General features: G+C 41.5%; 15 protein-coding genes and 1 other annotated feature. All 15 genes read right to left on the bottom strand.

All coding sequences use genetic code 11. The features are described 5' to 3' along the window. Positions 1-101 precede the first annotated feature (101 nt). Positions 102-1,454 (bottom strand): solute carrier family 23 protein, encoded by a 1,353-nt coding sequence (locus PQ578_RS13395; RefSeq protein ID WP_420541550.1) that lies wholly within the window; start codon positions 1,452-1,454, stop codon positions 102-104. Between the two features lie 110 nt (positions 1,455-1,564). Continuing rightward, positions 1,565-2,107 carry a bifunctional pyr operon transcriptional regulator/uracil phosphoribosyltransferase PyrR gene (gene pyrR / locus PQ578_RS13390; protein WP_159782315.1) on the bottom strand — a complete coding sequence of 181 codons (543 nt, stop codon included), beginning with the start codon at positions 2,105-2,107 and terminating at the stop codon, positions 1,565-1,567. Between the two features lie 193 nt (positions 2,108-2,300). After that, positions 2,301-3,215 (bottom strand): RluA family pseudouridine synthase, encoded by a 915-nt coding sequence (locus PQ578_RS13385; RefSeq protein ID WP_273834789.1) that lies wholly within the window; start codon positions 3,213-3,215, stop codon positions 2,301-2,303. Continuing rightward, on the bottom strand, positions 3,215-3,676 hold the full coding sequence (gene lspA / locus PQ578_RS13380; protein ID WP_098445727.1) for a signal peptidase II: 462 nt from the start codon (positions 3,674-3,676) through the stop codon (positions 3,215-3,217). The genes PQ578_RS13385 and lspA overlap by 1 nt, the downstream gene beginning before the upstream one ends. A gap of 134 nt (positions 3,677-3,810) precedes the next feature. Continuing rightward, positions 3,811-6,567 (bottom strand): isoleucine--tRNA ligase, encoded by a 2,757-nt coding sequence (gene ileS / locus PQ578_RS13375; protein WP_273834788.1) that lies wholly within the window; start codon positions 6,565-6,567, stop codon positions 3,811-3,813. Positions 6,568-6,662: 95 nt separating this feature from the next. Then, positions 6,663-6,873: a binding site (T-box leader), on the bottom strand. Between the two features lie 75 nt (positions 6,874-6,948). Then, the gene (locus PQ578_RS13370) at positions 6,949-7,461 is read right to left on the bottom strand and encodes a DivIVA domain-containing protein (protein ID WP_098443316.1); all 513 of its coding nucleotides are present in this window, start codon (positions 7,459-7,461) and stop codon (positions 6,949-6,951) included. Positions 7,462-7,550: 89 nt separating this feature from the next. Further along, on the bottom strand, positions 7,551-8,324 hold the full coding sequence (locus PQ578_RS13365) for a YlmH family RNA-binding protein (protein ID WP_273834787.1): 774 nt from the start codon (positions 8,322-8,324) through the stop codon (positions 7,551-7,553). Further along, entirely contained in the window at positions 8,324-8,587 is a 264-nt protein-coding gene (locus tag PQ578_RS13360; RefSeq protein ID WP_224879672.1) for a YggT family protein, read from the bottom strand. The genes PQ578_RS13365 and PQ578_RS13360 overlap by 1 nt, the downstream gene beginning before the upstream one ends. A 19-nt stretch (positions 8,588-8,606) precedes the next feature. Beyond that, positions 8,607-9,038, bottom strand: a complete 432-nt coding sequence (locus PQ578_RS13355; protein ID WP_160919267.1) for a cell division protein SepF — start codon at positions 9,036-9,038, stop codon at positions 8,607-8,609. A gap of 27 nt (positions 9,039-9,065) precedes the next feature. Beyond that, the gene (locus tag PQ578_RS13350) at positions 9,066-9,743 is read right to left on the bottom strand and encodes a YggS family pyridoxal phosphate-dependent enzyme (protein WP_273834786.1); all 678 of its coding nucleotides are present in this window, start codon (positions 9,741-9,743) and stop codon (positions 9,066-9,068) included. A gap of 7 nt (positions 9,744-9,750) precedes the next feature. Then, positions 9,751-10,578, bottom strand: a complete 828-nt coding sequence (gene pgeF, locus PQ578_RS13345; protein ID WP_273834785.1) for a peptidoglycan editing factor PgeF — start codon at positions 10,576-10,578, stop codon at positions 9,751-9,753. 93 nt (positions 10,579-10,671) lie between these two features. Then, complete coding sequence (locus PQ578_RS13340) at positions 10,672-10,941, bottom strand: YlmC/YmxH family sporulation protein (protein ID WP_098443312.1); 270 nt, start codon at positions 10,939-10,941, stop codon at positions 10,672-10,674. A gap of 70 nt (positions 10,942-11,011) precedes the next feature. Beyond that, positions 11,012-11,791 carry an RNA polymerase sporulation sigma factor SigG gene (gene sigG, locus PQ578_RS13335; protein ID WP_159782310.1) on the bottom strand — a complete coding sequence of 260 codons (780 nt, stop codon included), beginning with the start codon at positions 11,789-11,791 and terminating at the stop codon, positions 11,012-11,014. Between the two features lie 83 nt (positions 11,792-11,874). Beyond that, positions 11,875-12,594, bottom strand: a complete 720-nt coding sequence (gene sigE / locus PQ578_RS13330) for an RNA polymerase sporulation sigma factor SigE (RefSeq protein ID WP_273834784.1) — start codon at positions 12,592-12,594, stop codon at positions 11,875-11,877. Between the two features lie 34 nt (positions 12,595-12,628). Next, positions 12,629-13,546 carry a sigma-E processing peptidase SpoIIGA gene (gene spoIIGA / locus PQ578_RS13325; protein WP_273834783.1) on the bottom strand — a complete coding sequence of 306 codons (918 nt, stop codon included), beginning with the start codon at positions 13,544-13,546 and terminating at the stop codon, positions 12,629-12,631. Positions 13,547-13,706: the final 160 nt, after the last annotated feature.

The following is a 13,706-nucleotide window of genomic DNA, read 5'->3' as shown; positions in this document are numbered from 1 at the left end:
CACCCTGAGCGTTTGTCAGGGTGTAGAAAGGTAGACGCGTTGTGTCAACGCCTCTCATTTCCACCCTTTTAGGTCTCTCTGTACCTTTTTAAAGGATGATACTATGCAGCTGGTTCATTGTTATCTAGATCTTCTTCGAACATTTTTTCTACTGATTGCTGTGAGCTTCCTCCAGGCAGGATCAAGTTTAGCGCAATACCGATAATCGTAGCTAGAGCCATGCCAGCAATTTGCAAGTTATCACTTACTTGGATGAAGGCACCACCTACACCGATAACAAGAATAACAGAGGAGATAATCAAGTTTCGCTTTTCTCCAAGATCGATTTTGTTATCGATTAGCATGCGTAGGCCTGAAGAAGCAATAATTCCGAAGAGAAGGATTGAAACTCCTCCCATGACGGCCGTTGGAATTGTTGAGATAAGCGCCGTTATTTTTCCTACGAATCCGAACATTAGTGCGAGCACAGCGGCTCCCCCTATGACAAAGACGCTGAACACTCGTGTAATGGCAAGCACACCGATGTTTTCTCCGTAAGTTGTGTTTGGTGGTCCACCAAGACAAGATGCAATCATTGTCGCTACGCCGTCACCAAGAATAGAACGATGAAGACCTGGTGTTTTTAAGAAATTTTTTCCGGCTACTTTACTTAAGACCATCTGATCGCCAATGTGTTCAGCGATCGTGACAACCGCAATGGGAACCATGATGAACAGGATTTCCCATGAGAAGACGTCTACTGGGTTGTAATCTGCAAACGGGATGATAAAGTCGGGCATTTGAAAGAATGAAGCTTCTTTAATCGGTGTTAAGTCCACAATGCCCATAAAGTAAGCAAATGTATATCCTGATACAATGCCGATTAAGATCGGGATCAGGCTGAAAAATCCTCTTAAAAACATCGAAGCAAGAATAGTGATCCCAAGCGTAACAAGCGCGACAGTAAAGTGTGTGCCGCTATACGCTTCCGTTGCTGGGTTGTTCATGGCCATGTCAATCGCCGTTCCCGCAAGCCCGAGCCCAATCACCATAATGACCGGTCCTACAACGATCGGCGGCAGCAGCTTTAAGAGCCAGTTTAAACCAAGTGTTCGAATTCCGATCGCAACTAATCCATAAACAATTCCTGCAAAGAAACTTCCGATCATCGCTCCTTCAGGGCCGTGTAATGATACTGCTGATATGATTGGCGCTATGAAGGCGAATGATGAGCCGAGATAAGCAGGAATTCGACCTTTCGTAATTAAGAGATACGCTAGTGTACCAAGTCCACTTGAGACAAGAGCCACGGCCGGATCAAGACCGACGAGAAACGGAACTAATATCGTTGCGCCAAACATAGCGAATAAATGCTGTAAGCTTAATGTAAGCCAACTTGATGGTTTTGGAACGTCTCGAATTCCTAGTACTTGTTTCATGATGTTTTCCTCCTTGGTTGTGCGTGTCCCGGCCATACTTATAAAAAAACTCCTTGCATGGCCGCAAGGAGGTACGCGCGTGTCCTATAACGGAACGCGGTTCCTCCCTTGGCCGTCTCTCTGGACGGAATTAAAGGGAGCACGATTTATGATTGTGTCAAGCTAACTTGATCAAAGTCATCTACTTCTGTAAGAGCAACTTCAATGATTTCTTCTTTTGATGTTGGCACGTTCTTACCAACGTAATCAGGTCGAATCGGTAATTCTCTATGTCCGCGATCCACCAGCACAGCTAGTTGTATTTGTGATGGGCGGCCGAGATCCATTAAAGCGTCCATTGCTGCACGAACGGTTCTACCGGTATAAAGGACGTCGTCAATGAGAATCACTTTCTGATCGCTCACATCTTTTGATATACTTGTTCCTTTAATCAGCGGATCCTGATCTTCATTTTTGTGAGTTAAGTCATCGCGATACATCGTGATGTCCACTTCTCCTACTGAAATCGCTGAGCCCTCGATTTGCTCAATTCGTTCAGCTAACCTTTCAGCTAAATAGATGCCTCGGGTTTTTATTCCAACAAGCATTGTATTTTCGATGCCTTTATTGCGTTCGAGTATTTCATGCGCAATTCTTGTTAGTGCTCTTCGAATCGCTTGATCATCTAATAAAATTCGCTTGTTTTCCATGATGACCGCCCCTCTCTCTTTCTATTCCTAAGCATTAAAAAAACCCTTTCGCCATGAGGGCAAAAGGGTTCTTGGGCATACAAATGTAGCGTTCGTACGCAGCCGATTTTCCTTTGCAGCCTCACGGGACTGTCGTTAAAGGGTATGCTGTTGTCTACAAAGAGTATCGCAGAGATCTTCTCGAAAGTCAACCTTAATCTTGTCTAAGTCTTTTTAATAAGCGTTCAATATCTTCAGGAATAGGCGCTGAGAATTCAAGCCACTCTTCCGTTACAGGGTGACGAAAACCAAGTACTCCTGCATGTAGCGCCTGACCGTCAATTGGAAGCGACTTTCTTCTTGGTCCGTATTTCGGGTCCCCTGCGACAGGATGATCGATATACTTCATGTGCACGCGAATTTGATGCGTCCGACCTGTTTCAAGCTTACACTCCACATACGTATATTGCTGATACCGCTCAAGCACTCGAAAATGTGTGACAGCATCGCGACTGTTCTCATCCGTCACCGTCATCTTTTGGCGATCTTGACGATCTCGTCCGATTGGAGCATCAATCGTGCCTACATCATGCTGAATATTGCCATGTACAATGGCCGTATACAGTCTGTTAACTGTTTTGGCTTGCAGTTGCTTTACGAGTGATTCATGCGCCTTATCGTTTTTAGCAACCATCAACAAGCCTGATGTATCTTTGTCGATTCTGTGCACAATCCCAGGGCGAACAACCCCATTAATGCCGCTTAGGTCATTTACTTGATACATTAGTCCGTTTACAAGAGTGCCGCTAGCGTGGCCTGGTGCTGGATGAACAACCATTCCACGAGGCTTATTTACGACAAGAACATCTGCATCTTCGTAAACGATATCAAGATTTAAGTTCTCCGCAACAATTTCTAACTCCTCAGGATCTGGAACGGTTACTTCGATTTCATCGCCTGCTGTTGCTTTATAATTGCCTTTTACTGCTTCACCATTTACTTGAATGTTTTTTTCTTTGATCCAAGTTTGAACCTGGCTACGTGACCAGTCACTTTCATAAGAAGTAATGAGCTTATCAATTCGCTCACCTTTTTCTTCTTCTGCTACTTTAAATGTGAATTTTTCCATTAGTTTTCCCCTTTAGCCTGCTTACTTTCAAAAATAGTTCCGATAAAAATGAGAATAACCCCTACAACAAGGGATGCATCAGCAACGTTAAAAATCGGGAAGTCATAAGAGAAGATGAACGTGTTTACAAAATCCACTACTTCTCCTCGAAGGACTCGATCAATAAAGTTCCCAATTGCACCACCAAGTATGAGCGCGAGCGTTACACTAACGAAACGGCTATGTTTATACTGTCTCATATAATAAATAACCGCCCCAATGACGAAAATCGTTATAATATAAAAGAAAATCATCTGTCCTTGAAGGATTCCGAAGGCCGCGCCCCGGTTTCGATGAGATGTGAGAGAAAGAAAACCATCGATCAATGTTATGTTTTCACCATATTCCATATACTTCACAACAAGCCATTTGGTCCACTGATCAAGTACAATGATGCCAATGGCTATGAGATATTTCCACACGAGCGCTCCTCCGATCAAATGTTACTTCCTATGAAAGTTTAGCACAGCTTGCTTCAGCAGACAATCGAAACTGCGATTGCCATATAGAAAAGACGCTTTGCAATTGCAAAGCGTCTTTTCGTTAACGATCACGATTAGTAATGATTTTTAACCGTTTCAGCACAGCTAGCACAAAGAGTTGGGTACTCGCTATCAGTGCCAACATCTGTTTTCACTTGCCAGCAGCGCTCACACGTTTCTCCTTCAGCAGGTGAAACAGCGATTGCTAGTTCTTCATATACTTTCGCTTCTGCTGGTGCTTCAGCCTTCGTACCTGCAACTGTAGCACCAGATACGATAAAGAGCTTCTCAAGATTAGCTACGCCTTCAAGCAAATCCTTCGTGCCCTTATCAGCGTAAATATGAAGCTGAGCTGTTAATGATTTACCGATTACTTTCTCGTTACGTGCTTCTTCTAATGCTTTAAGCACTTCATCGCGAAGTTCCATGACATGATCCCATTTTTGCTCTAGATCTGCAGTGCCTTCAAATTTTTTCACTTCCGGCATATCAGAAAGCTGTACATACTCTTCCTTCTCACCAGGAACATACTGCCAAACTTCCTCAGCTGTATGCGGGATAATTGGAGAAAGAAGTTTTGTCAACGCTACAGCTGTCTGATAAAGAACAGTTTGAATCGCACGGCGTTTTGGATGGTCTTCATGCTCGATATAAAGCGTATCTTTTGCAATATCAAGGTAGAAGGAACTCATTTCAATTGTGAAGAAGTTATGAATCGTGTTGTAAACCGTTAAGAATTGATACTCATCGTAAGCTTTCTTCACTTTTGATACTAAGTTGTTTAGCTTCACAAGCATATATTGATCAAGTTCACCTAGGTTTTCATAAGCGACTTGATGCTGAGCTGGATCAAAGCCTTCTAGGTTACCAAGCATAAAGCGGAACGTGTTACGAATTTTACGGTACACTTCAGCTACTTGTTTTAGAATATCATCTGATACTCTCACGTCAGCCTGGTAATCAGCAGATGATACCCATAGACGTAGAATATCCGCTCCTAATTGCTTCATCACATCGTTTGGTACCATTGTATTCCCAAGCGATTTACTCATTTTCTTTCCTTCTCCATCAAGGATAAATCCGTGGCTTAGAACCGCTTTATAAGGTGCTTTTCCAGTGACAGCTACAGCTGTAGAAAGAGATGAGTTAAACCAACCGCGATACTGATCTGAACCTTCAAGATACAAATCAGCTGGGCGAACGAGATCACTACGCTCTTCTAGTACAGCCTGGTGAGATGAACCTGAATCAAACCAAACGTCCATGATGTCCATTTCTTTCCGGAATTCTCCGTTCGGACTGTGCTCTGAAGTAAATCCTTCAGGGAGAAGGTCTTTCGCATCCCACTCAAACCAGATGTTAGATCCGTGTTCACGGAATAGGTCTGATACGTGAGCAATTGTTTCATCTGTAATGATTGGCTCATTATTTTCGCCATAAAATACTGGGATCGGAACGCCCCATGCACGTTGACGAGAGATGCACCAATCTTCACGATCTTTTACCATATTGTGAAGGCGAATCTCGCCCCATGAAGGGAACCATTTCACATCTGCTACTGCTTGAAGTAGTTCAGGGCGGAACTCTTTAATAGAAGCAAACCATTGTTCTGTTGCACGGAAGATAATTGGTTTCTTCGTACGCCAATCATGTGGATAAGAGTGAGTGAAGAACGTAAGTTTTACGAGAGCGCCTGCTTCTTCAAGCTTCTCTGTTATTGGCTTATTCGCTTTATCATAAAACATTCCTTCAAAACCAGGAGCTTCATCTGTAAAGACGCCTTTCTCATCAACCGGGCAAAGGATATCAAGTTTATACTTTCGTCCGATCAAGTAGTCATCTTCCCCGTGTCCAGGAGCCGTATGAACGCATCCTGTACCAGCGTCAAGCGTGACATGATCACCAAGAATAACAAGAGACTCCCGGTCATAGATCGGATGCTGAGCTGTTACGTATTCAAGCTCGCTACCTTTAACACGGTTCATTTCACTTACGTTCGTCCATTCAAACTCTTCTTTTAACTGATCAACAAGCTCTGTTGCAACGACGTATTTTGTACCGTCAGCATCAACAACGCTGTACTCAAATTTCTCGTTTAACGCAATCGCAAGGTTAGAAGGGATCGTCCATGGTGTTGTAGTCCAAATAATAAACTTCTCATCACCTGCAAGCACACCTTTACCGTCTTTAACATCAAATGCAACATAGATGGAAGGAGAGCGCTTATCATGATACTCGATTTCAGCTTCTGCTAATGCAGATTCAGAAGTTGGAGACCAGTAAACGGTTTTCTTATCTTTGTAGATATAACCACGCTTCGCCATTTCACCGAATACTTTAATTTGCTGCGCTTCATATCCTTTATGAAGCGTGATGTATGGGTTATCCCAATCGCCTCGTACACCTAGACGCTTAAACTGTTCACGCTGGCGATCCACTTGTTTTAATGCATACTCTTCACATTTTTTTCTAAATTCAGCTACCGTTAACTTTTTACGATCAACGCCTTTTTTAGTTAACGCCTGCTCAATTGGAAGGCCGTGTGTATCCCAACCAGGAACGTAAGGGGCATTGAAACCGTTCATTGATTTATAACGAACGATAATATCCTTCAACACTTTGTTTTCAGCGTGCCCCATATGAATGTCACCATTCGCATATGGAGGGCCATCATGTAGCACAAACAAAGGACGATCTTTCGTTCTCTCCTGTACTTTTTCATAAAGATTGATGTTTTCCCATTCTTTTTGCATATCAGGCTCTTTATTTGGTAAATTTCCTCTCATCGGAAATTTTGTTTTTGGCATTAAGAGCGTTTCTTTAAAGCTCATGAGGTTTCCTCCTTCAACTTATAACGACCAACAACCGTAGCACGTAAATCCCCGGCATCACTTTCGTCAAATACAAAAAAACCTTCTCATCCCCGAATAGGGACGAGAAGGTTTTTCCCGTGGTACCACCCAAATTAAGCTTTACGCTCACTTTGCATTCGTAACGTGAATGATTCGCCGAGGCTTACTTATCGTTCAGCACGGGACTCAGGGGCGATCTTCCCTAATTGTTTAACACCGGCTCACACCATACCCGGCTCGCTTTGTTAAGTAAGAATTAGGTACTCTTCCCATCTTCGTCGATCGTTATTGCTATTACTAGAAGTATAGTTTAAATAAAAATAAGAAGTCAAGGAAATGACAAAAAAATAAATAAGTGCATTACGCTTTTTCTTCGATTTGTTCCTGCTGCTCTTCTTCCTCTTCTTCAAATCGAGCTACAAGACCATCCCAGTCTTCGTTATTAAGCATCTCGAGTTGAGCTTCCACTAGCATACGAAAACGTGTGCGATAAACGGCAGCTTGTTTCTTTAGCTCTTCGTTATCCATTGATATCTTTCGCGCTTTTGCAAGTGAATCATTAATAATGCGATCGGCATTTTTTTCTGCTTCTTTCACAATAAGCTGAGATTCTTTTTTGGCATTTTGTCTTACTTCTTCTGCTGATTCTTGTGCAACTAAGATCGACTTGTTTAACGTTTCTTCCAGGTTAGAGAAATGTCCTAGTCGTTCTTCTAATAGTTTCACTCTCTCATTCAATTCTTTCTTTTCTCTGATTACCGTTTCATAATCTTTGATTACCTGATCGAGAAATTCATTGACTTCATCTTCATCATAACCGCGGAAACCGCGAGTAAACTCTTTGTTATGAATATCTAATGGTGTTAAAGGCAATTCAGCCACCTCCGATTTACTCTCATTTCATATACCCGGCTTAATCCTATTTCGACAGCGATTTGGATATTCCTTCTATTTGTGACAAACTATTTACGAATTTGATAAGTGATTCGCCATTTATCTCGCTTTGTTTTTCCATCGATTGAAACAATTTTACTTCTACCAGAGCCTCTAAGAGATAAGTAATCTCCCTCTTTCACTTCAGCAGAAGGTTGACTGACAACCTTCCAGTTTAATTTCGCACGATCATGTTCAATCATCGTACTGACTTTACCTCTTGATAGGTTATAAACTTCAGCCAGAACAGTATCTAATCTAAGACTAGTTACCGTCCCTGCCTGCTCGTCCCATACTGCTTCAGGTAAATGTAAATGTTCAAGTGAAATTTCTACTGGAGAAAGAGAAGCTTTACCAGCTTGCGTCAAATTCATTTGAACAAAGTCTGCAATCTCCTTTGCGACAATAAGATGTGCAAGACTTTCATTTACGATGATATCCCCAAACTTCTCTCGTTTTATCCCAAGGCCCATCATTGCACCAAGCAAATCAGGGTGCGTAAGTGTAACGAACTTAGCTGGATATGTAATTTCAAATGCTGTTATTTCGAAATCTTCGATTGAAGGCTCAAAGTAAGGTGGAACAAGAAGAGCCCTTTGACGTTCAGACCCTACCACTCCACCTGAGAAAAACACTCCCACATCAGGATGATTTCCTATGATTTGTCTCACCATATCCTGCTCTCGCGGATCTAGAAAATCTGTTAATCTGGGCGCATATCTTTCCTGAACCTCATCTTGCCACTGCAAAACGCGATCCACAAACGTCCGTTCTTCAGGGCGGTAATGTTCGTAAATCGACATTAACTTACGAAACTAAAGAGAGCAGCGATTCCGTATTGGACGAATTGAAGCGCAAAGATCGCAACAATCGGTGAAATGTCAAGCATGCCTCCGATTGGTGGAATGAATTTGCGAAACGGTGCAAGGTATGGCTCTGCAATCGAAGCAATCATCTGGCCAATTGAAGATTCTCTTGCATTTGGAATCCATGACATAAAAATGTAAATGATGAGAATCCACGTATAAATTTGTACTGCTGAAATTAAAATTGAAGCAATGTTCAAACTTTTCACCCTTTCTTACTTACTCGTCTTCATAAATTTCATCTGTGATATTTCCTGAAATTTCAACGTTATCCGGCGTACATAAGAATGTCTCCGGACCAAGCTTTTGAATATCGCCCCCAACAGCATAGACGGTTCCACTTAAAAAGTCGACAATTCGTCTTGCCTGATCCTGCGGAATACGTTGAAGATTCATAACAACGGACTTCCGATTCTTCACATGATCAGCAATATCCTGAGCTTCAGCATACACTCTAGGTTCCACTAGCACAACTCTTGAGTTCTTATGAACGCTTTGAAGACTGACAACATTTTGTTTGCTTTTTCGATTTGCCCTGCTTACTTCAGGCTCTTCTTCTTCCATATAGGCTTCGTTCTCCTGCTGCTCATCCAATTCTATTGTCTCATCATCAAGTTCAAAGAACTGTTTGAATTTCGTCTTAATACCCAATTCCCTGCACCTCCTGGAGAGCTTGATTTATTTTTCATTACCGACAAGTGACGATCCAATTCGAACGTAAGTTGCACCTTCTTCAACTGCAATTTCATAATCGTTAGACATGCCCATCGAAAGCTCGTTGCAAGGTGCATGACTGAGTGAAAGGTTTTGAATACGTTCTCCAAGCTCCCGGAGTTGCTTAAAGACTGATCGAATTTCATCTCGATCATCTGTATGCGGAGCCATTGTCATTAACCCGATCACTTTAATCGATGAGAACTCTTTCAGCGATTCAATAAAAGGAATCGTATGATCTAATGATAAGCCATGCTTGGAGTCTTCACCGGATACGTTCACCTGCACAAAACAGTTAATTTCACGATCGGCTCGTTTCTGTATTTCTTTTGCTAAAGAACGACGATCAAGTGAATGAATATAGTCTACAAATGGTAGAACTTCTTTTACTTTACGTGATTGTAGCGTGCCGATAAAGTGCCAGGAGGGCGTTATGCCAAGTGCTTCCACTTTTTCTAAAAGTCCTTCATCACGACTTTCACCAAAATGCGTCAACCCTGCATCGAGCGCTTCTTTTGTCCGTTTAACACTTACGTATTTTGTAACGGCTACCACGTTTACTCGCTCTGGATTTCGACTAGAAGCTTCGGCTGCTGCGTTTATTTGTTTTTTAATCGTAGTGAAACTTTCTCTTACATCCACGTTAATGCTATACCTCCCCGAGTCCTATGTATGCCATCATTCTTCCTGTTTTCCCTTCTTCCTTTCGGTGAGAAAAAAACAGATTGCTGCAGCTTGTACAGTAGCTACTAATTGATAGATGACTTAATTGAACACCAGCCTTTAGAAGCAATTCCCGATTAACAGCTTTTAAATCAAGCTGATATTTTCCTTTTGACGTCTCTTCATACAGTGTAGCTTTATTTAAAAGGAGTGAATTGACCTGATTGACTACTCCATCATCAACTTCGTAACAGCACTTCCCAATAGACGGTCCTATCGCTGCATAAATATCCTCAGCCTTTATACCATCTTGCTTCCAGGCATTGATCATCTCTCCAGCAATATTCTTCGTCGTTCCTTTCCACCCTGCGTGGGCAAGACCAACCCGATTCGCTTTTGGGGCATAAAAATATAATGGAACACAATCTGCATAAAGAGCCGTTAATAAAACATCCTGGTCGTCTGTATATAATCCGTCGACACTTGAAATCGCATCGTGATGATCCGTTGATCCACGTCCTTTATCCTTTGAAACAACCTTTGCAAGAGCCGCGCCGTGGATTTGTTGTCCAACGACCCACTGATTTAGTGGTCGCTCAATATCACCAGCAAGAATTTCTCGGTTCTCGAGCACATCTTTCGCTTCATCTGGTACGTGAAATCCAAGATTCAAGCTAGAAAACGGAGTCTGGCTAACTCCGTTTCTGCGAGTCGAAAAACCTGCAATTGGTTGATTTTTTCGCTCAGCTTGATCTGGAAATTTCAGTTCCAGTGAAGTTTGTTTCATTGTTGCATGAAATGGTTCGTTCGCCACAGTTGCACCCCTTTATACCATGATACAGTTTATACCTTATTTTATCATAATATGTTGAAGCTAAGGGAGATAGATTGTTACATCTTTCTGAGCTTACGATTCTTTCTGAAAAGATTCGCCATCTGCAGTATCGTGATGCCTTACTAAAATTACGTCTGAACCAATCTTAACAATGTTTCGCCACGGAATAACAACATCACTTTCTCTCGCGAATAACCCCATCATCTTACCTGCACCCGGAATCACAATCGCTTCTATTTTACCTGTAGTTAAATTAATTTCCAGATCAGCGATGTGACCTAGTTTTCGTCCGTTCGATACGTTCACAACATCTTTAACCTGAAATTCAGAAATTTTTATCATGACGCACCCACCTTTCAACTCATTATATGAAATGCAGGCAAAAGAAAAGACCTGTTTCTCAGGTCTCATTCTAACTTTGAATATTTTTATTCATTTGATGGATCGCGGCTTTTTCAAGACGAGATACCTGGGCCTGTGATATCCCGATCTCATCCGCTACTTCCATTTGGGTTTTCCCCTGGAAAAACCGCATTTGTAAAATCATATTTTCTCGCTGATTTAATCGAGTCATCGCTTCTTTAAGTGCAATATCCTCTAACCACTGAATATCCTTTTGTTTATCGTCGCTGATTTGATCCATTACAAAGATCGGATCACCACCATCATTATAGATCGGTTCAAATAATGAAACGGGATCCTGAATCGCGTCAAGAGCAAAGACAACTTCTTCTTTCGTGACACCTAGCTCTTTTGCAATTTCGGTGGGATTTGGTTCCTTAGAATTCTTCGTCATTAACTTATCTCTAATCTGGAGAGACTTATAAGCGATATCTCGTAATGATCGCGAAACCCGAATCGGGTTATTGTCACGGAGATATCTACGAATTTCACCGATAATCATCGGCACTGCATAAGTAGAGAATTTCACGTTTTGCCCTAAATCAAAGTTATCTATGGATTTCATCAGGCCAATACACCCTACCTGAAAAAGATCATCCACATATTCTCCTCGATTATTGAATCGTTGGATCACGCTTAGAACTAGCCTTAAATTTCCGTTAACTAATTCTTCACGTGCAGATATATCCCCTTCCTGCATTTGCTTAAAAAGAATTCTCATCTTCTCATTTTTAAGCACAGGAAGTTTGGAGGTATCTACTCCACAAATCTCGACTTTGTTTCGTGTCAACTCATTCCCTCCTCATCGGAGATGCTGTCAAAGTAAAGTATCTCCGCGAGTGGGAATTTTATGCATCTATTCTCTTAACATCCTTAGACCATTTTATTGAATTCTTTTCGAAGACGTTTTATGATGCGTTTTTCAAGCCTTGAAATATAAGATTGAGATATACCGAGAAGATCGGCGACATCTTTTTGCGTTTTCTCTTCTTCACCCGCTAGACCAAATCTTAACTCCATGATTTGTTTTTCTCGTGGATTTAGTGTTTCTAACGCTTTAACAAGCAAGCGACGGTCTACGCGAGCTTCAATTCCTCTCGTAATGATATCTTCATCCGTCCCAAGAACGTCTGATAGAAGCAATTCATTCCCATCCCAGTCCACATTAAGCGGCTCGTCAAACGATACTTCAGATCGGATTTTATTATTTCTTCTCAAGAACATTAAAATCTCATTTTCGATACACCGTGAAGCGTAGGTAGCAAGTTTGATTTTCTTCTCAGGATTAAACGTGTTCACAGCTTTAATTAATCCTATTGTGCCGATGCTTATCAAATCTTCAATATTAATTCCCGTATTCTCAAATTTGCGCGCTATATAAACGACCAAACGAAGGTTCCGTTCAATTAAGATTGATCTTGCCGCTTTATCTCCTTTAGGTAACTGAATTAACAAATGTGCTTCTTCGTCTTTGGATAGAGGAGGAGGAAGCGCTTCGCTTCCTCCTATGTAATAAATTTCATCAGGTTTAATTCCTAATTTCAATAATATCCGCTGCCACCAGAGAACAATCTTAATTCTTATTTTCCCCATCCAAAACTCCTCCTTGATCGTCTTGAATTATCTTCTATGACGCAGTCGCCTTATGTCCTGTCAGCATTTTCGGATGAAGTATGCACGAATAATCCTTTTCTCCAGAAATAGAATGAAAACTTAACCCAATAAGCACTTTCTTTACTGTTAATGAACGACCTTCTAATGAGATCATCACTTCATCCGGCTTTACAGCACACAAGAATTGGTGATCTTGTCCGACTGCTCGAAACGGAACAATTCGTAACCTGTGTTCCCAACGATCCCCCTCTCCCTCTTCTTGAAAATCGGTAATGTTTTTTGCTTTCTCAATTAATGCTGGCGGAAAGTTTGATTCATGTACGGTCATATCAAGAATCATTACCGGTGAGCCACTTAGTGGATCCTGAAGCTGATTGCCACTATCGATCAATCCAATTGCTGAAATTGTTACCTCATCAATTCGGATTGACACATTGGCCAATTGATCAAAATGAATGCGTGTTGTTTCAAGTTTCTCAACTCTCCTTTTTGAAAAAAGCCATACTACTGGAAAGCCGATTAAGACAAATGCCCAACTTATCGGATCACCAAATCCAGTACTTTTTGTCGCGATTGCTCCGTTAACGACCGTCATGTCTTGCTGAAAAAAGTAATGAGCCCCCATCATTCCTCCGCCGATCATAAAAGTCACAAAGTAAAAAAGAAGCCAACACTGGAAAAAACTACGGAATCGAGTAAATCCAAACGTCATGAAAACAATCACGAAGGAGTAAAGTAATTTCATCAGTGGAAGTGTCATAAAACTCAATGATGGAACAAAAAGAAAAAGAACGTAAAAAGAAGCAACTAATGCACCTGTCGCAAGTCGTCTTTTCTTAACATGTTTCTTTAGCAGTATCCCGGTTAGCGCAAGTAGCATATAATCGAAACAAAAATTCAATAGCCAAATCACATCAAGGTATACTGCCACTAAGTACCTCCCCCCTTGCGATTTTGATTCTAAGTATAGACTAATTTGACAGATAAACCTGTCAGATTGTGCCGGTTAGACTGAGGTTATTTTGGATAATTATCACTAGTTTTGTCAGCCATCAACTATTACTCTCAAATAGAAAAAGTCGCCCTTTTTG

The organism is Guptibacillus sedimenti (assembly GCF_028610665.1).
GTDB lineage: Bacteria > Bacillota > Bacilli > Bacillales > Guptibacillaceae > Guptibacillus > Guptibacillus sedimenti.
Note: the sequence above shows the minus strand (reverse complement) of the source record. Positions and strands in the feature narration are given on the sequence as shown.